This is a genomic window from Echinicola rosea (assembly GCF_005281475.1).
Classification (GTDB): Bacteria; Bacteroidota; Bacteroidia; order Cytophagales; family Cyclobacteriaceae; genus Echinicola; species Echinicola rosea.
Map to the genome: position 1 here is coordinate 5,002,041 of NZ_CP040106.1, position 24,044 is coordinate 5,026,084.

At 44.2% G+C, this 24,044-nt stretch carries 20 protein-coding genes; 13 read left to right on the plus strand and 7 right to left on the minus strand.

Translation table 11 applies throughout. From position 1 onward, the window contains the following. The 3 genes from FDP09_RS19475 to FDP09_RS19485 all read right to left on the minus strand — a co-directional run bounded on the left by FDP09_RS19475 (position 1) and on the right by FDP09_RS19485 (position 3,594). Positions 1-420, minus strand: a complete 420-nt coding sequence (locus tag FDP09_RS19475) for a DsrE family protein (protein ID WP_137404254.1) — start codon at positions 418-420, stop codon at positions 1-3. A 197-nt stretch (positions 421-617) separates the two neighbouring features. After that, positions 618-1,004, minus strand: a complete 387-nt coding sequence (locus FDP09_RS19480) for a hypothetical protein (protein WP_137404255.1) — start codon at positions 1,002-1,004, stop codon at positions 618-620. Between the two features lie 1,321 nt (positions 1,005-2,325). Then, complete coding sequence (locus tag FDP09_RS19485) at positions 2,326-3,594, minus strand: chloride channel protein (RefSeq protein WP_112782727.1); 1,269 nt, start codon at positions 3,592-3,594, stop codon at positions 2,326-2,328. A 199-nt stretch (positions 3,595-3,793) separates the two neighbouring features. On the opposite strand from FDP09_RS19485, the gene FDP09_RS19490 reads away from it, so the two are divergent. Further along, positions 3,794-5,161: a Gfo/Idh/MocA family protein gene (locus FDP09_RS19490; protein ID WP_137404256.1), complete on the plus strand. Its 1,368-nt coding sequence runs from the start codon at positions 3,794-3,796 to the stop codon at positions 5,159-5,161. Positions 5,162-5,719: 558 nt separating this feature from the next. Here FDP09_RS19490 and FDP09_RS19495 read toward each other — a convergent pair. Continuing rightward, entirely contained in the window at positions 5,720-7,090 is a 1,371-nt protein-coding gene (locus FDP09_RS19495) for a sulfatase family protein (protein WP_137404257.1), read from the minus strand. Between the two features lie 582 nt (positions 7,091-7,672). Between FDP09_RS19495 and FDP09_RS19500 the strand changes: the two genes are divergently transcribed. The 9 genes from FDP09_RS19500 to FDP09_RS19540 all read left to right on the plus strand — a co-directional run bounded on the left by FDP09_RS19500 (position 7,673) and on the right by FDP09_RS19540 (position 15,834). Then, entirely contained in the window at positions 7,673-7,957 is a 285-nt protein-coding gene (locus FDP09_RS19500) for a hypothetical protein (RefSeq protein ID WP_137404258.1), read from the plus strand. A 264-nt stretch (positions 7,958-8,221) separates the two neighbouring features. After that, the gene (gene hemN / locus FDP09_RS19505; protein WP_137404259.1) at positions 8,222-9,571 is read left to right on the plus strand and encodes an oxygen-independent coproporphyrinogen III oxidase; all 1,350 of its coding nucleotides are present in this window, start codon (positions 8,222-8,224) and stop codon (positions 9,569-9,571) included. Between the two features lie 216 nt (positions 9,572-9,787). Further along, on the plus strand, positions 9,788-10,180 hold the full coding sequence (locus FDP09_RS19510) for a hypothetical protein (protein ID WP_137404260.1): 393 nt from the start codon (positions 9,788-9,790) through the stop codon (positions 10,178-10,180). A gap of 365 nt (positions 10,181-10,545) precedes the next feature. Beyond that, positions 10,546-11,646, plus strand: coding sequence for a cytochrome-c peroxidase (locus FDP09_RS19515; RefSeq protein WP_229683508.1), 1,101 nt, complete (start codon positions 10,546-10,548; stop codon positions 11,644-11,646). Positions 11,647-11,655: 9 nt separating this feature from the next. Then, positions 11,656-12,396, plus strand: coding sequence for an MbnP family protein (locus tag FDP09_RS19520; RefSeq protein ID WP_137404262.1), 741 nt, complete (start codon positions 11,656-11,658; stop codon positions 12,394-12,396). Between the two features lie 14 nt (positions 12,397-12,410). After that, positions 12,411-13,472, plus strand: coding sequence for a cytochrome-c peroxidase (locus tag FDP09_RS19525; RefSeq protein WP_137404263.1), 1,062 nt, complete (start codon positions 12,411-12,413; stop codon positions 13,470-13,472). 10 nt (positions 13,473-13,482) lie between these two features. Then, complete coding sequence (locus FDP09_RS19530) at positions 13,483-14,574, plus strand: transporter family protein (RefSeq protein ID WP_137404264.1); 1,092 nt, start codon at positions 13,483-13,485, stop codon at positions 14,572-14,574. Positions 14,575-14,598: 24 nt separating this feature from the next. Further along, on the plus strand, positions 14,599-14,973 hold the full coding sequence (locus FDP09_RS19535; RefSeq protein WP_137404265.1) for a hypothetical protein: 375 nt from the start codon (positions 14,599-14,601) through the stop codon (positions 14,971-14,973). 60 nt (positions 14,974-15,033) lie between these two features. Further along, positions 15,034-15,834 carry an MbnP family protein gene (locus tag FDP09_RS19540; RefSeq protein WP_137404266.1) on the plus strand — a complete coding sequence of 267 codons (801 nt, stop codon included), beginning with the start codon at positions 15,034-15,036 and terminating at the stop codon, positions 15,832-15,834. Between the two features lie 92 nt (positions 15,835-15,926). Here the strand turns inward: FDP09_RS19540 and FDP09_RS19545 are convergent, their stop codons facing one another. Beyond that, positions 15,927-17,255 carry a hypothetical protein gene (locus FDP09_RS19545; RefSeq protein WP_137404267.1) on the minus strand — a complete coding sequence of 443 codons (1,329 nt, stop codon included), beginning with the start codon at positions 17,253-17,255 and terminating at the stop codon, positions 15,927-15,929. Between the two features lie 271 nt (positions 17,256-17,526). On the opposite strand from FDP09_RS19545, the gene FDP09_RS19550 reads away from it, so the two are divergent. From FDP09_RS19550 to FDP09_RS19560, 3 genes are all read left to right on the plus strand, one after another. Next, entirely contained in the window at positions 17,527-19,893 is a 2,367-nt protein-coding gene (locus FDP09_RS19550) for a TonB-dependent receptor (protein ID WP_137404268.1), read from the plus strand. Positions 19,894-19,955: 62 nt separating this feature from the next. Further along, positions 19,956-20,459, plus strand: a complete 504-nt coding sequence (locus FDP09_RS19555) for a thioredoxin family protein (protein ID WP_137404269.1) — start codon at positions 19,956-19,958, stop codon at positions 20,457-20,459. Between the two features lie 94 nt (positions 20,460-20,553). Next, positions 20,554-21,576, plus strand: coding sequence for a pirin family protein (locus FDP09_RS19560; protein WP_137404270.1), 1,023 nt, complete (start codon positions 20,554-20,556; stop codon positions 21,574-21,576). Positions 21,577-21,645: 69 nt separating this feature from the next. Here the strand turns inward: FDP09_RS19560 and FDP09_RS19565 are convergent, their stop codons facing one another. Together FDP09_RS19565 and FDP09_RS24315 are read right to left on the minus strand one after the other, a co-directional pair. Then, positions 21,646-22,770: a glycerate kinase gene (locus tag FDP09_RS19565; protein WP_137404271.1), complete on the minus strand. Its 1,125-nt coding sequence runs from the start codon at positions 22,768-22,770 to the stop codon at positions 21,646-21,648. A 195-nt stretch (positions 22,771-22,965) separates the two neighbouring features. Next, positions 22,966-23,190 (minus strand): DUF4143 domain-containing protein, encoded by a 225-nt coding sequence (locus FDP09_RS24315; protein WP_137405100.1) that lies wholly within the window; start codon positions 23,188-23,190, stop codon positions 22,966-22,968. Positions 23,191-24,044: the final 854 nt, after the last annotated feature.

Consider the following 24,044-nt stretch of genomic DNA (forward strand, 5'->3'; position numbering starts at 1 on the left):
TTAAAGTGTTATGGAATAATATCCTTCTTTTTGTAGTTGCAATCCGTAGAGGATGCCGTTTTCGGTGACACTGATTCCAGGTGGTAATTCATCGGGATTCACGTCAAACTTCTGCAATGAAAAACCACAGGCCAATAAGGTCACCCGTTGTTCTTTGGCTGTTTTGAGCAATGGCTCCATGAGCGCTTTATCCAAGAGGTCTTTTACAGTATTCCCGCAAATAACCACTTGGAATTCACCAAATCTGTCTCCGTCCTCCTTCGCCAACGCCTCTGCAGCCAACAGAATCGGCTTAAGCTGTGCTACATTTCTGGTCAGTACATAATAGTTATACTTTTCCTTATTGCTATGAATTTGTGCACTTGCCTGGCCAGCCAGCAGTAGGGAGACCATGGCAAGCAATGCTATTTTAAGTTTCATTTTTTTATGGAGTTGTTTACAACCCTCGGCGCTTGACGCCAAAAGACTGTTTATCGAAAATTAATATCGCTAAAGCATACGATGGGTAAAAAAGCAAGCAGAGGTAGTGTGCTATTTTACAAAACTTACTAACCTAATTCACCTTCAGTTTAGCCTAAAGCACTTGTAAGGAAAGTGCTAATGCAAAAAAAGAATACCTACAGATAGATCTTAAAGTTCTGATACAAAATATAATAAGGAACCGTGACAGTGGTTCCCAGTTTATCATAAAAAAATATTGGCAGCAGATCCTGCTCATTCCATTCCAATTGGGTAAATGCAGCAATCAAGGCAAGTGCAGGGGCCAGTTCAGCTGTAAAATCCACCACTGCGTGAGCCGCCTTGGTATTGTCAATGGCATAACAGGAATCCGTGGCATGGACAGCCTTGCTCTTATTGAGCACTTGAGTCTGCGTGGCTCCCAAAGCCTCTTGAAGGGAGTTTCTGACGGAGCAAGGAGAGCACAGCAAAAGCACCGTTAGCACCAATACGGCTATTGGATGCCACTTTTGAACCTTGCGCTTATTTCCCGATCTTTTTACCATTTGTATTTACCAAACGACACTGGATAAAAAAAGTTTATTCCATTTCTCATTCTTAAACCCTTTCTATTCAGGGCAAACGCTTTTAGTGTTTTGAAAGGACACAATTTTCGTGTAGGCATAGCTATCATCCGTGCCGCTGGCACTCCTTCGGGAGGTTGAGGAGACCTTAAGCTCCTGCGGATGAATCCGCAGGTTACTAAATTTTTCGTGCCGCTGGGACTTTGCCCCGATTTGTACATTGGAAACCGCAGTAGCCTATCTTGCCGAATGGTGGGATAGGCTGAAAGAATGATGAGTTTATTTGGATCGTACAAGCCGACGCGGCTATCTTTAGCTCCGCATTTGAAATGCGAACTGCTGAGAAAGGCATTTGTAATGCCTCCTTGCAGTAAAGCCCCCAGAAATATGGCTTGGTCCCTGACTATTCTGCCTCATCCGCCTTTGGCGGAGGCTCAGTTGCTAACGCATATTCAGGATTCAATGCCATTTAGTTAAGGGTACTCCCTCCTTTTCATGTACCTAAGAGGTCTTTTTTTGATTGACTTTGGCTGGGGAAACCTGGTCACCTTGGTGGATTTTATCCTTTTCCTTTTTTCCATTGATGAAAAAAGAAAGAAAAAAATCTAGGCCGGTGGTATGCCTTTTAAAATGGAACATGGATTTACCCTGCGACGGGGATCTGTCACCCATTTTAATTTCCACCCGATGGCTACGGCCTAAAAGCGAGTGGGTCTCGCTGTTTCACGACGCGAGCCAACTCCCTTTCTTAACGGCCTCCACCACCGGCTGGAAAACAGGCATACCAAGGGCCGTCATAAGGAAGCGATACCTTTTTGGGACTTATTAACTGAATCCGCCTTGCAGGTATTGGGCGTTAAGAAATTAAAAGCGGGTAGGCAAGAAGGCAGGCTTGTTTGACGAAATGCTGGCCAAAAAAAATGTTGGCAGCTAAAAAGGAGGAGTTTGCCTGCATGAGGGAAGGTTTTAATTTTAGATCAATAGATGCACAGCGGCGGGGTTTTTTGGTTACTTTTTTGACCTGAGGTAAAAAAATAACAAGGTAACTAAGTGAAAGTCATGCTATAATTTGGCATACAAATTATAAGTTACCCACAGGAAATCATATAGAACCTCTTCTATTCCTAAGCACCGCTACAAAATTTCATCATCTAACTCATCAATATTTCAAACAATCACCTCTGCTAAAGACAATAAAACCAGTTGATTAACAGAAACTTCACCGTAACAATTTACAAGCCTAGTGTACGGATCGAGTAAATTTCATAAAGCTAAGCCACAACGTTATGAAAACTGCTCCTTCTTATTCCTTCACCATCTGTGAACCTATAAAAGGTATTTTGGGTGCCAAAAAGTATCCCGTCAAGCTTGCGAAAAATATAGGGATTATATGCCCAAACCCTGTCAAAGTAGCCAATAAAATAGTAGTGCTCATCGGAGTACGGGTCACACAGGCATTGACAGCAGCCATGCAGCTCACAATCGCCAAGGTCAAGTTTATCGTTGGAAATAATTGGTGAATAATTAGCCCCATAGTAGCTCCCACAAAAAACAGGGGAATGATAAATCCTCCACGCCACCCGGAGGTGACGGTTATGGAAATGGCGATAATCTTAAATATCAAAATCCCGAACAGTAATGTCAAAGAAAAATCGCTCGACAACAGTTCGTTTATTTCGTGATGGCCAAAGTACCGCGTAATCGGAAAATAAAATGCAATGATCCCTAATAACAGCCCTCCTATTGCTGTTTTGACATAAATAGCAATCGGTTTCTTCTCAAATAGGGTCTTAAAAAACTTGGTACAAAAAATAAATACCCAACCCAAAACGGCTCCAATGATCGCAAATAGCACCGCATATCCAAAATCAAAAATACCAGCATACTCATAAGCGGACAAATCCCATGTCGGCCCTAGCCCCAGGTGAACGATCAGGGCAAATACCAAATAGCTAAAGCAACTTGCCACAAATGCCGGAATAATGGCTTTGTAATATTCGACGGCATGTTTATGGTGGAGTATTTCAAGGGAAAACAAACTACCTCCCAGCGGAGCCCCAAATAATGCCGTAAACCCTGAAGCCATTCCTGCTATGCTCATCGACCTCAATTCTTCACCTTTCAACCGAAGCATTTTACCAAACCAAGTCCCCGTGGATCCAGTCACCTGTACTAGCGGAGCTTCTGGCCCAAGGCTTCCTCCAGATGCCACACATAATAAAGAGGAAAGCACCATGGAAGGATTGTTTTTGGGGTCGAGCTTGCCTTTATTAAACCGGATATTGTTCACGATAAGATGTATCTCTCCAGGATCCCCGATAAAATGAATGATCAAGCCAGCCAACAGACCACAAATAGTCATCAATGGAATAACCTGCCATCCCGTAAAAAAGGCAAGCTGGTGCATCAAAAATTCAAGGCCTATCCAATAAATGCCAGCGATTACGCCCCCTATCAAGCCCAGAAAAGCCCAAAGCAAAAATGTCCGACTAAAAACAAATGGATTAAACCGGACCGGTCTGTCCAAGATATCCAAATACCTTACTAGTTTTCGTTTTTGCTTTAATTTCATCTTGGCAGTCCTACTTCCTCTCTTTTCTAATATTACCAAAACCCAAAATTAAGAAAAAAGCCTCCCCCTGCTAAAAGGTGTTCCAAATTCTTACTTCAGCCATTTAAATTCAATGAATATCTGTGAAATTAATAGACTATCTATTATTTTCTGCCTTATTTACCATTTGACAATTCCAAAACCTATTAAAACCTAAACCATGATAACCAACAATGCCATTGGCCGCCGTCACTTTATTAAGAGTTCCGCAGCTTCCCTTACGCTCGCCTCTCTTGGTGCCTTTAATCTTAGCTTTGCTAGTAATGCTGATAAAACCTACCGCGTAGCACTGATCGGTACGGGATGGTACGGTAAAAGCGATCTTTTTAAACTGATCCAAGTAGCTCCTGTAGAAGTCATTGCGCTATGTGATGTGGACCGTATCCGGCTCAGGGAAGCCGGTGAGCTGGTCAGTCAGCGGCAACTTTCCGGCAGCACCCCGAAGCTCTACAGTGACTACCAAAAACTACTCGACGAAAACGAACTGGATATCGTCATGATCGGCTCACCGGATCACTGGCATGCCCTACAAGCCATCGCTGCCATCGAAGCAGGTGCCCACCTCTATCTTCAAAAGCCCATCAGTGTGGACGTGCTGGAAGGGGAAGCCATCCTCGCCGCCGCTCGTAAGCATCACCGCACTGTCCAAGTAGGTACCCAGCGAAAAAGTACCCCGCACCTGATCGAAGCCAAAAAAGAAATCGTGGACAAAGGCCTGCTCGGCAAAATCTCCCACGTGGAAATGTGCTGCTACTACCACATGCGCGCTAATGGCAATCCTCCCGTCCAACCTGTTCCTGATTTTTTGGACTATGAAAACTGGACCGGCCCCGCTCCGCTTCGTCCTTATGACAAACTTCCCCATGGCAGCTGGTGGCGGACGTTTATGGAATATGGAAATGGCATCATGGGAGACATGTGTGTGCACATGCTGGATACGGTACGGTGGATGCTTGACTTGGGCTGGCCACAAAAAATCACTTCCACCGGAGGTATTTATGTACAAAAAGACGGTAAGTCTAACATCGCTGACACGCAAACTGCCATCTTCGAATACCCTGAACTCAACTGTGTATGGCAGCACCGCACTTGGGGCAATCCTGATGATCCTGAGTACCCTTGGGCATTCATCCTTCACGGTGAAAAAGGCACCCTTAAAGCCAGCGTAAAACAGTATGACTTTGTCCCCCATGGTGATGGAGATCCCATTCATGGGGATGTGGTCTATGAAAAGGAGGAGTACCCGGAAGACCTTAAGGAAGAACGCATCGAATTACACGCTGCCCCGGCTACCAGAAATCACCTGAAGGATTTCCTCGAAGCAATAGAAAACAAAACCAGACCAGTGGCAGACATCGAAGAAGGCCACATTTCCTCTGCTTCCTGCATCCTTGCCAATCTCTCCATGGAACTGGGCAGAGCCGTTACTTATGATCCCGTCAAAAAAGTCATCACCGACGACCCAGAAGCCACCGCCCTCCTCAAACGAAGTTACAGAGATGGATGGGCGCATCCATGGAATGGGTAATATGGAGTCCGAATTTAACCCGGATCCTAGAAGGTGCAGGTGGTCTCCTGCACCTTCTAGGATCCTCCGCCAAACCCGGCTTAGGAAGAATGCGCAGTTGCTGACTACAAAGTCCATATAATTCTTTAGGTGTATCCACTACATTCCGCGTTATCAAACGTATTACTGTTTATGCTATAATTGGAAGCGTCCAGAAGAAGTGCCTGCGGCATGGATGATCGCTATACCTACACCACAATATGCAAATTACGTTTGCCCTGATAGGCCAACTGTAGAATATACAATCAGCGAAATCTTAATCATCTGCATCCCTAGCGTGCAATCAGCCCCCACCTTTTCTGCTTGATTCAAAATAACCTGAATCATCAAAAACAATAAAGGCGTCCGAAAACGCCTCTAAAATTGGTGCCCAATCTGGCAGTTCGCTAAAGCTGGTTTTGCCTGCATCGCCAGATCAGGACTTAATTCCTTATTTTTGTTTCATTTATGATTATTAAACGCAAGCGGCTTTATAATAGTCTATTTCACTGGTACAAATCACCTATATTTTCACCACGCTCATTCTTCTTCGATCAATTCCTCCATGATCGAAGGTGGCGAGTCAACGCTAGCCAAATGTTCCTCATAAATACGCACGAGTTCACTTACTTTCTCCGGGTACTTTTCATTCAGGTTATACTTTTCGGAAGGATCGTGCTCCAAGTGATATAACAGCGGAACTTCGTGCTTCTTTGCCGGCTCGGAACTGTAAGAAGGCTTGGTGGTAAAATGAGCCTTCCAAGGGCCTTTTCGCACAGCATGCAATTTATTAAGGTGATAATAATACACCACATCCCGAATTTCCTTCTTTTCGCCACTCAAAATAGGTAAAATATCCTCCCCGTCCAAAACTTTGTCATAAGGAACATCTGCCCCTGCCAAGGCCATGAATGTGGGATACAAGTCCATGGATGCCACCAAGGAAGTACTGACCATATTGGCTTGAATAGTACCAGGCCACCAAGCAATGGCTGGCACGCGCATCCCTCCCTCATAGGTAGATGCTTTTCCCTCAAATAGAAGTCCTGCGGATCCCCCTTTTTCTTTTTGGGTAAGCCAAGGGCCATTGTCGCTGGTAAAAATCACCAATGTGTTTTTATCCAGTCCAAGCTCTCTTAACGTTTCCAATAGCTTCCCAACACTCCAATCGAGTTCGGCCACCACATCTCCATAAATCCCTCGCTCACTCTTTCCCACAAAATCCTCGGAAGCATATAATGGCACATGGGGAAAATTATTTGGATAATAAAGAAAAAAAGGTCGGTCCTTGTTTTCCTCTATAAAGTTGATCGCTTCTTTGGTGTAGTTTTTGGTCAACTGGCTTTGATCAATATGCTCATCAATGACCTCTTCATTGCGATAAAGCGGTAAAGGAGGCATTTTATTGTTTCCTCTTGGCAGCATATCATTGGAGTAGGGAATTCCATAATAAAAGTCAAACCCATGGGTCAAGGGCAAATATTCCGGAAGGTGTCCAAGGTGCCATTTGCCAATAATACCGGTTTTGTATCCGACCTTTCTTAAGGCAGTAGCCATCGTTACTTCTGTATGGGGCAGTCCAAGGGAAGAGTCAGGAAACAGCACGCCCCGTCTCTCCCCTGCCATCCCATATCGAATCGGCAACCTACCGGTAAGCAGTGCCGCCCTACTTGGCGTACAGACATCTGCTCCCACATAAAACTGGGTGAAACGCATCCCTTCTTTGGCCATTTGATCTAAAAAGGGTGTTTTAATGGTGGGATGGCCATAACAACCAAGATCACCATAACCCAAGTCATCGGCAAAGATCAGGATAATATTGGGAGGCCTATCAGGGTTTTGGGCTATTAAAAATGTAAAACGTAAAAACAACCCCAAGCATAGCGCTACGCGCCAAAATAAAGTGACCATAGGTATTTTAAGTTTATGTAATATCTTTAAATATACAAAAACAATCTTATACAAACCCCTACTTAAACCATAGAACAGTATAACCGAATTACCTGCGTTTTAGCCGATCAATCCCCGTGTGAGATAGCTGTCAGCTGTAGCGATGGCACTCCTGCTGTTGGCATAAGACAATTTATTCCACCTCTTCCACTTCCCCAAAAAAAACAATGATCAGATGAAGCCAAGTTAACATACCATGCCCATCATAAACAGGAAAAGAATCACTCTGCTTATAACCTCAGCTCGATTATAAAACCGTCACTGGCAGCCTGTCCATAACACTGAAAAAAACACTAGTGTCAAGTCAACGCTTAAATGGCGGGTAAAGCAATATTTTGAGCTAGATCAAGGCAGAAAAAATGCCCCTAGCCGTAGCTAAGGAAGTCTTTTTGTAACACAGAGACCGGCCAAAAGACGCACTGAATTACACGTGGGTTTAGTATTGACCTGACACTAGTTTTTCTCTTCGATTAGTATCCATAGGAAAATAGAATTTCCCACCCGATTTTTTAACTTTGTTTTTCACCACCAAAAAACTCAACCGTGAACCTAGAAGAATTTAAAAACAGCCTGAGCCAAAACCATCCCCCAGCTGGCATCAACACCATGCTGGAATCCCTCTGGTACGACGGAAAAGGAAACTGGGACCGGGCACATGATCTGGTCAATGATTTGACAGACCAGGACGCTGCCTATGTCCATGCCTACCTTCACCGCAAGGAAGGTGATGAATGGAATGCATCCTATTGGTACCGCAATGCTGGAAAAAACAAACCTTCTTGCAGCTTAGACGAAGAATGGGAAAACATTGTCGAATACTTTCTTTGAAGATTATGTAAATCACTAAAGGCTACTTTGGGTATTTTGCAATAACATTTTGTTCTCATGATTGGAAAAAATCTCCAATCAACTTTTAAATTTCACCCCTGAAATAATCTATCAACTTTTACCTGAACTAATAACTTTTAGCAGGTTATAGTCATTATTTACTTTATTTCATCACACCCTGATTTTTATCAGTTTTATAACTGATCCTGGTCAACAGAACTAGGTATAGCATTCGATAATTTTGTCTTACCAATTAAACATCCTATGAAGATTCCTGCTGACCTGATCGAGAAATATGATGTAGCTGTACCAAGGTACACCAGCTACCCCACCGTTCCCCTATGGGAAAACGACATAGATGAGTCCTCCTGGAAAACTAATGTATTGAAAGCTTATCAGGAATTTGGATCCAAAGAGGGGATCAGCCTTTATATCCACCTTCCATATTGCGACAGCCTATGTACGTACTGTGGCTGCAACAAGCACATCACCAAAAATCACGACCATGAAATCCCATACCTGGAGGCCTTACGAAATGAATGGGACAAATACTTGGAACTGCTTCCTTCGCGACCAAATTTGGCTGCTATTCATTTGGGTGGTGGCACACCTACCTTTTTTTCGGCAGATAACCTCCGCTCCCTGATCACGTACATCCGCCAATCGTCGAATGTCCTTCCCAAAGCGGAATTCAGCTTCGAGGGACATCCGAACAACACTACCCTCGAACATTTATTGGCCCTAAAGGAAGTGGGGTTTGAGCGGGTAAGCTATGGCGTCCAAGACCTGGATCATAAGGTACAACAAGCGATCCATCGGATTCAGCCCTTTTCGAAGGTCCAAGAAGCTACTCACTATGCACAACTCGCAGGCTTCCGTCAAATCAACTATGACCTGATTTATGGTCTGCCCCATCAGACCACGCAAACGATCCTCCACACCATGGGGAGAGTCAATCGGTTAAGACCATCAAGGATTGCATTTTACAGTTACGCCCATGTGCCGTCCGTATTTCAAGCGCAAAAGAGCTTTGAGCAATATCTTCCAAAACAAGCCGAGAAGCGGAAGCTATATGAGACTGGAAAAGCGGCTCTTAAGTCCATGGGGTATGAAGAAATCGGTATGGATCACTTTGCCTTGCCCGGTGATGACCTGTTAAAAGCCAAACTAACAGGAAGGCTCCACCGAAACTTCATGGGATATACCAACTTCAGTTCCCATATGCTGATTGGACTGGGAAGCAGTGCGATCAGCGATGTGTACTACGCCTATGCCCAAAACACCAAGGATATTGATCTCTATAAAGAACAGGTCGGCCTTGGCCACTTTTCCCATTCTAAGGGGCATACCATGACGCAGGACGACATCAAAACCAGGAAAACAATCATGGACCTTATCTGTAATGGGACCACAGAAGATGCCAATGTTATTTGGCGAATGGAAAACCTCCAGCTGCTAAATGACCTTCAAAAAGATGGGCTGATCACTATCAGAAACAGTAATATCACGGTGACCCCGCTAGGAAGTGCCTTTGTACGAAATATCTGCTGCGCCTTTGACCATAGAATGAAAAACAAAAATGCTAGAACCTTTGTATTTAGTAAAGCCATTTAATGCTCTTTCAACAACTTGAAAAACTATTTTAAAGACTATAAATGAACTATTCCTCTACCAGCACTATTTTTTACTGGTACCCGGCTCGTTTGCAGGTGAGCCGGGTTTTTATTTTGTTGACGCGATTTCCTTGCTTGATCCATCACCTCCAAACACTGATAGGATTTTTACTTTACGCATCCTATTTTAAAGAAATATAGTTAACTTTGCAGCCAAATGATCAAGTCTTTATTCTACATATGGCTTTCGATGATAATAGTACTGAACAGTATGGTCTTTTCAGTCATCCAGATGGACTACGTCCTCAATAAGGAATATATCGCCGAAAACCTTTGTATCAATAGGGATAAACCAGAGATGAACTGTGACGGAAAGTGTTTCTTGGCAGAGAAGCTTCAAGAAGCCCAAGACCAAAAAGAGCAACAACCCGGCGGCATTGATTTTAGTCGGGACTTTGGTATTTACATTTTGCAAGATAACCATTTTGGATTTCAACAGACCCCAATCCCCCTTAATTTGCCAAAAGCTTTTTATCAAGGGGGAAAATATTTTAACACGACCACAGATATTTTTCACCCACCTAAGGACGCGTTTTCCCATATGGTATAATCCGCTATTGCTTGAGGAATCGTTAAGCGTATAAGCGTAACGACTGACTTTGATACCATTTTAGGTCACCACTTCTATGAGCTGTGGCCATGAGAGTATAATGCATTTTGCGGGTTCAATTGTTTTTTGGCTTTCTCTAAAGAAAAAGGAGTAGCGATCATCTTTGTATAGCCGTAAGCCATAAGCATATTTCTATTTATTATCCATTGTAAATGTCCCCAAATGGGCAATGTGATTGCTGTATTTCCACAGGAAATGGACACCGGCCTACCCAGTAATTTCGCAGTAGGGTTGCACTGATCATGCCTTCAGGGAACATTTACCTTGTATCCAATCTGACCATGCGATACCAAAACCCGTATTTTATGGGAACAGTACTCCTGTGCTTGCTGATGTGGGCCTGTAGTAGGGAAGCGCCCGATGAGCCCTCTACAACAAACCCAGTGATCACCTTGGAGCATCCAGAATACTTTCCTAATGATGTGGCCATGCCACCTGATAATCCATTGACTGAAAAAGGAGTGGAACTCGGCAGGATGTTGTTTTATGAAAAGCAACTTTCCATAGACGGTACAGTGGCCTGTTCCTCTTGCCACCAGCAGGAAAAGGCCTTTACGGATGGCAAAAAAATCAGTACTGGCGTCAATGACACGCCTGGGGATAAAAATGCCATGTCCCTGGCCAACCTCCACTGGACATCCCGCTTCTTCTGGGACGGCAGGGCCGCTACCTTGGAAGAACAGGCTGTCCAACCAATCGCAGATCACCGCGAAATGAACCTGCCACTGGATGAAGCAGTAGCACGCCTTCAGGCAGATAATCAGTACCCCGAGCGGTTTAAAGTAGCATTTGGAACGGAACAAATTACTGAAGAGCTGATCGGTAAAGCCATCGCACAATTCATGCGTACATTGGTTTCTGGGGATTCCAAGTTTGACAAGTGGATCAGGGGCGAGGTGGAATTTTCCGAACAAGAGCAACTTGGTATGGAGCTTTTCTTCACCCATCCAGAGCCTTCCCTGCAGATTCGTGGCGGCAACTGCGGTGACTGTCACCTTGGTTTTCTGACCTCTGGAGACAGAAACAATTTGACGGGATTTCACAACAATGGACTGGACAATGACCAAGACCTCAAAGATGGGCTTGCGGATGTGACCGGTAATGTCAGGGACAAAGGAAAATTCAAAGCCCCTACCCTCCGCAATATTGCGTTGACCGCTCCCTATATGCATGATGGGCGCTTCGAGACCCTGGAAGAAGTACTAGACCATTATGACCAGCACATCCAAATGAACAACACGCTGGACATCCTGATCCTCGAGGCGAGCAATGAGCCGATTATACCCGGTGAAGACATCAAGCTTTACCTTACTGATGGAGAAAAGGAAGCCATTCTCTCTTTCCTCCAGACCCTTACGGATGAAAAATTTATAACCAACCCGAAATTTTCGAATCCATTTAACTAAGCAATTGACATGAAAAAAATAGCAATTATATTATTGACCTTGTGGGCGTTTACGGCCTGCAACGACCAAGAAGAAACCCCTGCCTCTATAGCGGTAGATTTCAGCTTTTCGCACGTAATGGATGGCAATCCCCTGGAATTGGAAAGTACTACATTTACATTGCCTTCAGGAGAACAATTCATTCCACGGAAATTCAAATATTATATTTCCAATATCACCTTTAAGAACAACAGCCAAGGCACTAGCTACACGGTTTCGGACGGCTATTTCCTTATCGATGAAGCAGGCAAGAAAAATTTCAGTGTTGAAGTTCCCGCTGATGAATATGATCAATTGACCTTCTATGTGGGTGTCGATAAGGCACGTAACCACTCCACCGATCAAGTTGGTGACTTGGATCCCAGCAATGATATGGCCTGGAACTGGAATACTGGTTATAAGTTTCTGGTGCTGGAAGGAGAATGGGAATATGAGTCAAATGAACGTCAAGGATTGGTCGTACATATCGGCAACAATGACCCCGAAAGTGAACAAAACTTCAAGGCCATCAATATTGACCTGGAGTCAGCCGGTAAAACATTGGGTACCGAAGCGGTCGTTGACCTTGATTTCCAAGCCGAACTGAACGAACTGTTTTTGGATCCCCATGAACTTGTCCTCCACGAAATGGAAAATACCAGCATCATGGGCGGTGAATGGGCGATCAATATTGCCAATAATTATCAAGAAGGCTTCTTTACACTCCAGTAACAGGTTTCCCCAAGTTGAAAAAAGGAATTATATATCGGCTGCTCCTTCTTCTGTGCCCACACATATTGTTGATTGGCTGTCTTCCGGACGCTGGGGATATCCAAGGGCAATCACCGGAATACTTTAGCCCGGTGGTTTCGTCCAGTCTCCTTCAGGAAGATTTTCCCCAACCAGAGCGGAACCTCATGAGCAAACAAGGAGTACTGCTGGGAAAGACCTTGTTTTATGATCCTGCTTTGTCAGCTAATGGTAAAGTCGATTGTGCCAGCTGTCATTTGCCTCAATTGGCCTTCAGTGACGGTCTCGGCCTTAGTGATCAAGGAGTATCAGGAAAACCACTCCACAGGCACTCCCCTGCCCTTTTCAACATGGCTTGGCACAAAGGGCTGTTTTGGGACGGAGGATCGAATAACCTGGAATCACTGGTCTTTGGTCCACTCACCCATCCGGATGAAATGGCAGCTGACTTGGGTGAAATCATCCATTACTTACGTGGTGACGAGAAGTACCCAGACCTGTTTAAGGCAGCTTTTGAGACGGATACCATCACCAGTGCCTTCATCGGCCGGGCCTTGGCTCAATTTGTCCGAACGCTCATTTCCCAAGACAGTCGGTATGACCAGTGGAAACGGAATGAGGTCCTATTATATGATCAGGAAATCCAAGGATACCAGCTTTACCGGCAGCATTGTAGCAGCTGTCACGAAGAGGGCCTATTTACCGATCTCAAGTACCACAACAATGGACTGGATGCGACCTATCCCGATCCCCATGAGCTGGAAGGGCTACTGCTCGGCCGCTACCGGATCACCTTCGATGACCATGACTTAGGTGCTTATAAAACCCCTTCCCTGAGAAATATCTACCTGACGGCCCCTTACATGCATGACGGAAGGTTCGAAACGCTGGATGAGGTACTCGATCATTATGAAAAGGGTATCCAACATAATGGGAGTTTAGCGCCCCAACTGGAAAAAGGGATCAGTTTAACCAATCAGCAGCGAGAAGACCTATTGGCTTTCCTTGCTACCCTGACCGATTACACATTCATCAACAATAAAGCTTACCAAAAGTAGGCCCAAACCAATGAGAAAAAAGTTAATCATCTTATTCATAACACTAACATTCCCCCTACTGTCAAAGGAAGCAAAAGCCTGCGACAGCTGTAATTTCTTCGAATACAGCCTGCTGCAAAACAGAAGCTACATTGGCTTGTTTTACAGGCACCGACAGTTTGGTGGGTATGATCAATATGGCTACTCCTCCCCCAGTCCAGGTACCGCTGCAGTGCGTGATAACCTAACGGCTGGGTTTGAAAATGGATCTGCTGCCAAATATGCTCCAAATGCCCGCACATCCATCCTTCCTTCCATTGAACAGGACTATATCGTGATGCACGAGCCAGAGGGGACCGGGTTGTATGTCAATAAAACAGACCAAGACTGGGAAACCTATGAAACGGTAGAGCTTAGGGGAAATTTCACCTTAAAAAACAAGTGGAACTTTACTTTTCTCCTTCCCTATGAGTCCAATAGGGTTCATTACCAAAAAATGCTTGACCTGCCAAACCCTGTTCAGGATACCACGTTGAGCGTTCAAGGCTGGGGAGACCTGACCGTGGCAGCGGATTATATCCATTATATCTATAACCCCAAAGTCCGCCATACGTTCCGACCTGGCCTGGCCGTGGTCGCACCTACGGGCCAATCCCGCCGGATGGCTAATAATGGTGACAAGTTTGACCCAATCATCCAGCCGGGAACGGGATCCTGGAGCTATGTGGCTCGGCTAAACTACCAGTTGTTCTTTACCAAAACTGGTCTGAATGCCGGATTCAGCTACAAGCAATCCACCGAAGGCGCCCAAAACTACCAGTTTGGAAATAGCTTCAATGCCTCTGCGATTGGCTTTCATCAAGTATCCCTTAAGGGGGACTGGATGCTGGTTCCCAATGCCGGTGCCTACTATGAGCAGTCGGGAAAAGACACTTGGACAGGAGAAGAACAGCAACTGACCGGAGGAAAAGTGGCCTTCGCCCAAGCTGGATTGGATGTCAACAGGCAAGAGTGGACACTGAGCTTAATGTGGCAGACTCCCATGTACCAAGACCTGAAAGGTAATCAGATCCACCACCAAAACAGGATCAGTGTAGGCATTATCAAAGCCTTTAAACTCTAAATCAAGATATCCCCCGAAACTACCATGAACCTAAAGTTATTTTCTTTAGTGGTTTTGCTTTTGGTCAAGATCTTGGCCGCCCCCATCGTGTATATGGATTTTAAAATCCATCAAGAACGATTGGCAAAAGTGGCCTGTGTAGAACGGAATGCTCCCATTACCATCTGTAGGGCCAATTGCGTCTTGGTGAATAAACTTCAGCTAACAACTGACACACCAGAGGACGAAAAGAGCCTAAAAATAGAAAAACAACAAGAATTGCTCTTTATGTCAGCTCTACCGGTTTTTCTTTTTTGCGGTAATGCTCCTATTCCGAAAATATCAAGTAGTACAGGAAATCCCTGCATTGGTTTTGACCATAGGTTAAAAAAACCACCCAAAAGTCCTTTTTTATGTTAATCAATTCATATCAGGCTAATTACATCCTACATTATTTATTCAACATATAAAGACAGAAAAATGAAAAATACTATAAACATAATTACTGCATTACTTTTAACCATTGGGGGATTGGCTTCATGCACGAATGACACCGATGAAGCGCTAAAAGTAGAAAGCCAATCAACACTTTCCCTCCAGCTGGATCATACGTTTGGAAACGAAGCGTTCGAATTGGAGCAAGCTTTTACTGCGGAAAACGGTAGTACTATAATATTTAACGAATTACGCTACTGGATTTCAAATGTAGAACTAATACATGAAAACGGCACGAAATACCGAGTACCTGAATCGTATTACTTGGTTCAGCACATGAAAGAGCAGCTGGTACAGGACACATTTGTACTACCAGACTCTGTTCGCGAAACGATTATACTGAAAAATATCCCTGAAGGCAGCTATACGGGAATCAATTTTGCCGTGGGAATCGATCCCGAGTATAATGACGACCTTACCCGTACTGCGGGGGAATTGAACGCCCTTCAGAACATGGCCTACTCCTCATGGATGTGGTTTACTAGCTATATTTTCTCCAAAACCAAAGGGACGGTAGGTGAAGGAGAGGAAGCCATGGAATTTTCCTTTGAAACTGGTTCAAACGATTGCTTTAGAACAGTTTCACTTAACCTTAGTTCCCCTATTACGGTAAGTTCTGATGGCATAAACACCCTTTCGGTAAAAAATGATGTAAAGGTGCTATTTGCAGATATCGCATTTGACGATGAATTAATGTCTGGTTCCAAGTACGTGATCGGTGCCACTACCCCTGATCTCATGATGCGGCTTTCGAATAATTACCAAGCTGCTTTTTCCGTTGAATGATCCATTCTAAAATAGACAGCAATAAAAAAGGGGAAAGCCAGTAGCTTTCCCCTTTTCAACTTTTACATTAACCCTTATATAAATACTAATCATCACAAAGCGATCTGAAATTGCATCACGGCCATGCCTTTGCGTTCATCCGTGATATAATTCCCCTCAGCATTTGTCGCAAAAATAGGCCTGCTCTGATAACTCATTGATAGCTTCACCCGATTACCATCGATCAGCCAATTGATCCCCCCATCATACATGGCCATGGGATCATCCAGCAGGTCAAAACTGGAATATTGACTGCTGATGTAAGGCTGTAAGGTGCCTGCTTTTCCAAGCAAATCCCTTCTGAACAAATACCCAAACTGTGCATAAAAGGTGCTTCCAGTGCCTATGGTCGGAAAAGCACTTCCAGGCCCATTGAGCGTTCCTTCTGCATTCACGCCTGTGGCAGGATTCATGGCACCAATATTCCTGATGTAATTTTTCCCATAATCGCTATAGGTGTACGCAGCATAAGCTGTAATGGCGCTTCCTTTTCCGGCATCTAGCGGCCTGTCATAAAATGCATCAATAGCAAATATGGCCAGATTGGTCCTGACCGTATCGGTAGTATTTTCAGCATAATGCCACATGGCGTCCTTCTGGGCCATGAAGCCAAGCCCAATATTGAATATGTCTTTCGTTCCCAAATAAGAACCAGCTTGGTAAGGCGTGGTGTTGGATTCTTTGTCCAAAAACATGTATTTGAAATAACCATGGTACTGAGCATAGCCAATCTCTGAAGAAACCAAGGAGTTTTCATCAATTATCGGTCCCTGGACTGCGGACTGTTCGATGGACATCGGCTTGGAGACTGCAAACCGGTAATCCAACTGCCCCAGCTGCCCTTTGGCATAAACACTCAGTTTTCGCACAAACTGGTCATTGACATCATTGGTTGCCTGCTGGTAAAGTGGCGCATCCAATGAGAGAATAGTGCCAATAGAAGGGCTTGCATATCGTGACACCCCATTCCACCCGGTCAGTCCAGCGCCCAATGACAGCTTTTCTTCTGCCACTTTATATTCTCCAATAGCATCCAAGAAGAAAATACCTTGTTTTCGTGGTGAGCGGTAGGACAAATTATTTTGGCCAAATTGGGTATAAAAAAACACTTTGTCCGTCAATTGACCATATACCTGGATTCGGGTTCTTCTAAGACCGATGTCCATAATCTGATCATCTGGAGTGCCATAAACCTCCGAACCTGGATTGGCCAAAGTATAACGCAGCCAAATTTGATTGAGAAAGGTTCCTTTTACATAATGGCTTCCATCCTCATTAAGGTTAAATCGTAGTTCTTTTTTCTTTGGAGTAGCTGAAGTTTGTGCCTTGGCAGTCATGGAAAAGGTGATGAATAAGACGAAACAAACACTAAAATACTTCATGGTAAATAAAGAAAATTAAATTGGGATACTGTTAAGCCTATACCTACGGGAAAATTGCCTGTTCATCCATCATTTGCTTATTTTTTATGTAATAGGACAATTTACCGTATAAACGGTCATCACATTATAAAATATCTTTCTACCACCTACCTTTTCTAGTCTATATTAGAAAATGCATATATTTAGATTAATCTAATATTTTTTTTCTGCTTATATAATTTTTAATTTCGCTAATAGTAAATAATATTTTAGTATCCTTACAAATTCAACAATGAAACAGTTAATTACGAGCATATTAATCTTACACCTACTGACGGCCCACAGCCAAGCCCAAGACACTGGAGAAATTTCCGGTACCGTAACGGCTGTTGGACATTCCCCCGTTTATGCCACCCTTCAAATAATGGGTACCGACCTGGGTGCAGCCACTAAGGAAGATGGATCCTACGTCATCCAGCATGTCCCAGCGGGTAGTGCTACCATCAAAGTAAAACTCATGGGCTATCAAACGGCTCAAAAAACCGTCACCGTAGTCCAGGGACAAAGTACAAAAGTAGATTTTGAGCTAAAGGAAGATAACTTAAACCTCAATGAAGTAGTCATCAGTGCCACTCGATATGAATTGGACCGCAAGGAGGCACCGGTGGTGGTCAATGTCCTTAACCCCAAACTCTTCAATGCCACCCAATCAGTAGCCCTTTCCGAAGGCCTTAACTATCAACCCGGCGTACGAGTAGAGACCAACTGCCAAAACTGTGGCTTTACCCAAGTAAGACTGAACGGCCTTGAAGGAGCCTATTCCCAAATCCTGATCAATAGCAGATCGGTCTTCAGTGCGCTTAACAGCGTCTATGGACTAGACCAGATTCCTACCAATATCATCGAGCGTGTAGAGGTGGTCCGTGGCGGCGGGTCTGCACTCTACGGCTCCAATGCCATCGGGGGCACCATTAATATAATTACCAAAGAGCCTGTAGAAAATACGTGGCAAATCGGATCCAACTTCTCCCTCATCGATGGCACTACTCCTGACAATTCACTGAACTTCAACGGATCGCTCACCAGCGAAGACCTCCAATCGGGAGTAACCTTTCACGGCCTATACCGCCAGCGTGGCAGCTATGATGCAAATGGAGATGGCTTTACCGAAATCACCCGATTGGAAAACAATACCTTTGGAATGAAGACATTTTTAAAACCAAGTGAGCACAGCAAGATCAGTTTCGACTTCAGTGCCATCAAGGAATACCGAAGAGGTGGTGACAAACTGGACCTGCCCCCTCACTTTACTGACATTACCGAAGAGCTTACTCACAATACGCTGATAGGCGGATTGACTTATGAGCAGTTTAGCAAGGATGGCAGGAATAATTTTTCCGTCTATCTATCTGGCCAAAAGACCCAGCGTGACAGTTACTATGGAGGACTGGGAGGTGGCCGTACCGCGGCTGACAGTGTCTTGGCTGCAAATGCCTATGGCAAAACAAATGATCTATCGCTAGTGGCAGGAAGCCAATTCTCCAGAAATTTCAGCAACAATGATGTCATTATATTCGGTGCAGAATACCAATTGAGCGATGTAGAAGATGAAATCATCGGCTACCAACGGCTGATCGACCAATCTGTCAATACTATAGGTATTTATGGACAATACGAATGGCGACCAAATGAGCGCATGACCTTACTTGCCGGTGGGCGCTACGACCATACCGTGGTAGATGGTCATTATGGACTAGCGGACGTCACCCGGACTTCGGACATCTCCACAGGTGTATTTAGTCCAAGGACAAACCTGCTTTATGACCTTCGGCAAAACCTTCAGCTACGCCTAGGTTATGCGCGCGGTTTCAGGGCCCCGCAAGCCTTCAATGAAGACTTACATATCTCTTCAGTAGGTGGTGAGCCCACTTTTGTGATCCTGTCCGATGAGCTGAAGACAGAACTTTCCGATGCGTACACAGCTTCCCTGAACGTAACTGAAGCCATTGGCGATTGGCAGTTCAGTTTTTTGGCGGAGGGGTTTTATACCGTGCTCAAGCGGCCATTTACGACAGTCAGCACGGGGGCCACACTGCCTAATGGATCTATACTGGAAGAAGTCCGAAATGGATCCGGAGCAGAAGTCAGGGGTGGAAATTTCGAACTGAACCTTTCGCCTTCATCCCAACTGGCCATACAGGCAGGTGGTACCCTTCAGCGATCTACCTATAAGGATCCACAAGTACTGTTCGAACCCGAAGTAGCCAGTGAGGAAGAGCCAACCGTGACGACCGACCGGTTTCTCCGTGCCCCCAATGCCTACGGATATCTCTCTACCAATTGGTCATTGACAGAGCACTTAGGGCTGGACCTTACAGGAGCCTATACAGGAACTATGATGGTACCACATGTGATCAGTGAATCAGGTTTTATCGAACTAGTGGATACGCAGCAGTTTTTTGATGCCAACATCAAACTGGCCTATCATTTCGACCTTGCCAAAGGCTTCCACATGGAGCTTTCAGGGGGTGTCCAAAATGCATTCAACAGTTACCAAAATGATTTTGATACAGGGGCTTTACGGGATTCCAATTATATTTATGGGCCTGCGAGACCAAGAACGTTTTTCTTTGGTGTGAAAATTGGTGATTTCCATTGAGAATAGAAGGTTGAAATGATCGAAGGTTATAAGTATTGGTAAAACGATAGACTACCTAAATTATGAAATCAATATTGCTCCCACTCATGGTGATGACAGGCTTATTGACCTGTCATCACGTTATCGGACAGGAGAAAATCCGATGGCTGACTTTTGAGCAATTGGAGGACTCGCTGGAAAAATCTCCAAAGAAAGTATTTATCGATTTTTATACTGATTGGTGTACCTATTGCAAAAAGATGGACAAAATGGTTTTTACCAACCCTGAGGTGATCGCGCTGTTGAACCGTGAATACTATCCTGTCAGGATGAATGCCGAAACGCGGGACACCATTCACTTTGACGGCCTTACATTGGCAAACCACCAAGCTACGGACAAGCGTCCGGGAATTCACGATTTGGCGATGTTATTGGGCAGCAGAGATGAGAAGTTCATCCCTCCTGCCCTGATCCTCCTGGACAAACAATTCAAAGTAATCGATCGAAAGTTTGAATACATTCCCAGTAAAAAATTACTAAAGTGGCTACTAGCACCTCCCTCAAACACTGCTAAACCTAGCAACTGATTTTTTTTGAGGAAAAATGAAACTTTTCAGCCCTATTATATGTATATACATTAGATTCATTTACATATAATTTAAACCGTCTTAGGAGGACATTATGAAAGATACAGCAATCAAAAAAATCAGACAACTTGGCTTTCAATGGCAAACACAAGATCCCTTTTTGTTTTGCGCATACCACTTGGATGAATTTCCGGCGGGAAATGATGAGCTTGGGCCAACAGCGTCATTGGAAGGCCGGAATATCGGCCAGGATTTCACCATAAAAGATGGATGGAGAATGTACCATGGCAGTAAAGTTCCTGGCTTTCCCGCCCATCCCCATAAAGGTTTTGAGACCGTAACCTTGGTAGAACGCGGCTTTGCGGACCATTCGGATTCATTGGGGGCAGCAGGAAGATTTGGACAAGGTGATGTCCAATGGATGACAGCCGGTAAAGGTGTCATGCACAGCGAAATGTTCCCTTTGCTCAAAAAGGATGAAAAAAATCCATTACTCTTGTTTCAGCTTTGGCTGAACTTACCAAAAGCAAAGAAGAATGTACCCCCTCATTTTAAAATGCTTTGGGGCGAGACCATTCCAGTGCATACGGAGAAAGATGAGAATGGAAACCAGATCAGCATAAAAATTATCGCTGGACAATATGGTGACCAAAAAGCACCTTCCCCAAACCCTGATTCTTGGGCAGCAGATCCTGAAAACCATGTGGCCATATGGACCATAAAATTGGCACCAAATGCCAAGTGGACCTTGCCGTCCACTGCAAAGGACATCAATCGCTCCCTATTCTTCTACCAAGGAGAAAAACTGAACGTAGAAGGGTTTGAGGTACCGGAAGGACACTCCTTGGATCTATTTTCTGAGAAGGAAATAACCTTCGTCAATGGTGACCAACCAGCGGAGTTGCTTTTCCTCCAGGGCAAACCGATCGATGAACCGGTGGTGCAGCATGGACCGTTCGTCATGAACAGTACCCAAGAAATCCATCAGGCCATGACGGAATTCCAACAAACCCAGTTTGGAGGGTGGCCATGGCCAAACCATGAGCCTACGCATCCAAAAGAAAAAGGACGATTTGCCATCCATGCGGATGGACGCGAAGAAGTAAAAGACCAATAATAATCAACATTCCGGTGACTGGGATTCATCCTTAAAAAATTCAGGAGATCCCCTTCGCCGGAATGTCTTTTACTCCTTTTCTTTAAAAGCACCATTCCTGATAAATTTTTCCAAACTGGTTTTTAGGTACTTCTCAGCAAGATCACTTATGTTTTTTTGGCCAAGGTCCAATTCAGGCAAATTAATGACTTCATCAAAGCCACTCCTAATGCCTTCCTCTTCTCCTCCAGAAGTGATAAGAATGGTCCTTTTATGGTGTTTTCGAGCCAGTTGTAATAGCTCGTAGCTTCCCTTCCCTCCTGCTGACTGCCGGTCAAATCTCCCTTCTCCCGTAATCACCCAATCCGCCCAAGCTACCTTTTCACCCATCCCGACGCTTTGGAAGAAGTAGCGCGCTCCTTGTGTAATCTCCACTGGAAAAAAAGCACTGAGTCCTAGGGCAATCCCACCTGCTGCTCCAAAGCCCGGCTGATCTTCCAATCCACTGTTTCCTTTGGCTTTCATCAGATCAAAGACTCTCTCCGCCGCTTGCTCAAATGCCGATTGGTCTGTAGCTTTCAAGCCCTTTTGCGGGCCAAATACCGGAATGGCCCCTTCCTTTCCGAAAAAAGTATTGTCCACATCACACAAACAGGTAAACCGGATCCTATGCCTCACTGCTGGTCGCTGGATATAAGCAACTCTTGATAGAAAACCAGGGCTAAACATTGGGATTTCCCTTCCTTTTTCATCCAAAAACAAAAAACCCAAGGCCCTCAAAATTCCTGTCCCCATATCCACCGTAGCACTCCCTCCAAGTCCAAGGACAATATGATCGGCGCCTTTCCTAATGGCTTCTAAAATCAACAAACCTGTTCCATACGTACTGGTAAGCTTGGCATCCACTCCGTACCCTTTTACCCCATCCAAGCCACTCAATGTAGCTACATCGACAAAAGCCTTTTTTTGACTATAATTTAAATATATTAAACCCTGTTTAATATATCCTGATGCATTAAGCCCAACCACAGGCACCTCGCTTAATCCCAACTGATTACCAAGTAAAACGCAGGTCCCATCTCCCCCGTCAGCAATGGGGCACAGTTGAAATTCAGCTTGTTTAAAATGTGGGGCCAGCACTTCTTTGATCAGGGCTGTAGCGCGATCTGCTGGAATCGTTCCTTTAAATGCATTTGGGGCAATAAGGATTTTCATAGGTCGGATATTAGGTTATTCATAAACAATCAACCAGCTTAACTCAAACAGGTTTAAATTGATCTATTGCATCTTTAGTCCTTCATCAGAAATCTTTCAAAATTCCCTTGGTGGATTATTTGAAACGTACTTTCAGGATATGCTTTTAAGAAACAGTTCGATCGTTTCACCTTAGCATTAGGGTTCCACTTGAATTCATAAGCCTGTATTTTTCTCTCCTGATTCTTCAATAAAATTAATTTCCTTTTGGTCCTTGGTCCCCCAATACCAATGATTCACCCATCTTTCAGAATAGTGCAAAAATTTAATTCGTTCTGAAACTAAGAAATTTTTCCAAAGAGCTCCCACATCATTGCGTTTTTTTGGCTGGTTAAGGTTTGCGATGAGGCCATTTCGGATGCCATTATCATAAAAATAGATCTATTTTCTACTTTTGGGTGGAAATTAAAATGGGTGACGGATCCACGTCGCAGGGTAAATCCATGTTCCATTTTAAAAGGCATACCAACGGCCTAGATTTTTTTCTTTCTTTTTTCATCAATGGAAAAAAGGACTTTTAGGTATATGAAAAGAAGGAAATCCCCTTAACTAAACGGCATTGAAAGCGGGTTTAACCCGCTTTATGCATTAGGAATCGTTATGAGAGCTGAAAATACAAGAAAATCAGGCTGTTTGGAGATTGAATCATAGCATCGCTATGGTGAAATCGAAAACAGCAGCGAAGCGATTGATTTTGTCCGCCGCGGCGGATCAGGTTGCAATAGATAGGCTAATGCAAAATGCGGGTTTAAACATGATGTAGCCTGGTGGTCGAAACATTGGAAAAAAGCTGTTGGATGTCAAGTTCATCACCACTTATCCACAATCTTACCCTTGACCTTTAAATATACCCCGGAGCAAAGTGGTCTTTTCTACTTGTCTAGCCCGATTATTATTACCGCTTTTCCTTTATAGAGTTGTTTAAAATGGCTTTTTCAAGGATACGATGCACTGTCGTCCGATTAAATTTCATTACGCTGAAAACGTAGCTTTAAATGAAAACAGATAAGATTTACTTGATTTCGTAAAACTACCCGTTCTTAGAATGGAAAATAGGAAAGTCCCCTTTAGGGGATTTAGGAGCAGGTTTGGACGACTTTTTTCAATTCTAAAACCTTTACTCGGACGACAATAGATACGATGTAACGTTGAGGATTTTTCCATAACCTTAAATTATTGACTTTTTTGGATTTCATTCCGAAAAAACCGGATAAGCAATCTTCCCTCCGCAAGTA

Bases quoted from the DNA above. Each gene is read 5' to 3' on its own strand.
- FDP09_RS19475 (WP_137404254.1), bottom strand. From the start codon at position 420: ATGAAACTTAAAATAGCATTGCTTGCCATGGTCTCCCTACTGCTGGCT.
- FDP09_RS19480 (WP_137404255.1), bottom strand. From the start codon at position 1,004: ATGGTAAAAAGATCGGGAAATAAGCGCAAGGTTCAAAAGTGGCATCCA.
- FDP09_RS19485 (WP_112782727.1), bottom strand. From the start codon at position 3,594: ATGAAATTAAAGCAAAAACGAAAACTAGTAAGGTATTTGGATATCTTG.
- FDP09_RS19490 (WP_137404256.1), top strand. From the start codon at position 3,794: ATGATAACCAACAATGCCATTGGCCGCCGTCACTTTATTAAGAGTTCC.
- FDP09_RS19495 (WP_137404257.1), bottom strand. From the start codon at position 7,090: ATGGTCACTTTATTTTGGCGCGTAGCGCTATGCTTGGGGTTGTTTTTA.
- hemN (WP_137404259.1), top strand. From the start codon at position 8,222: ATGAAGATTCCTGCTGACCTGATCGAGAAATATGATGTAGCTGTACCA.
- FDP09_RS19510 (WP_137404260.1), top strand. From the start codon at position 9,788: ATGATCAAGTCTTTATTCTACATATGGCTTTCGATGATAATAGTACTG.
- FDP09_RS19515 (WP_229683508.1), top strand. From the start codon at position 10,546: ATGGGAACAGTACTCCTGTGCTTGCTGATGTGGGCCTGTAGTAGGGAA.
- FDP09_RS19520 (WP_137404262.1), top strand. From the start codon at position 11,656: ATGAAAAAAATAGCAATTATATTATTGACCTTGTGGGCGTTTACGGCC.
- FDP09_RS19530 (WP_137404264.1), top strand. From the start codon at position 13,483: ATGAGAAAAAAGTTAATCATCTTATTCATAACACTAACATTCCCCCTA.
- FDP09_RS19535 (WP_137404265.1), top strand. From the start codon at position 14,599: ATGAACCTAAAGTTATTTTCTTTAGTGGTTTTGCTTTTGGTCAAGATC.
- FDP09_RS19540 (WP_137404266.1), top strand. From the start codon at position 15,034: ATGAAAAATACTATAAACATAATTACTGCATTACTTTTAACCATTGGG.
- FDP09_RS19545 (WP_137404267.1), bottom strand. From the start codon at position 17,255: ATGAAGTATTTTAGTGTTTGTTTCGTCTTATTCATCACCTTTTCCATG.
- FDP09_RS19550 (WP_137404268.1), top strand. From the start codon at position 17,527: ATGAAACAGTTAATTACGAGCATATTAATCTTACACCTACTGACGGCC.
- FDP09_RS19555 (WP_137404269.1), top strand. From the start codon at position 19,956: ATGAAATCAATATTGCTCCCACTCATGGTGATGACAGGCTTATTGACC.
- FDP09_RS19560 (WP_137404270.1), top strand. From the start codon at position 20,554: ATGAAAGATACAGCAATCAAAAAAATCAGACAACTTGGCTTTCAATGG.
- FDP09_RS19565 (WP_137404271.1), bottom strand. From the start codon at position 22,770: ATGAAAATCCTTATTGCCCCAAATGCATTTAAAGGAACGATTCCAGCA.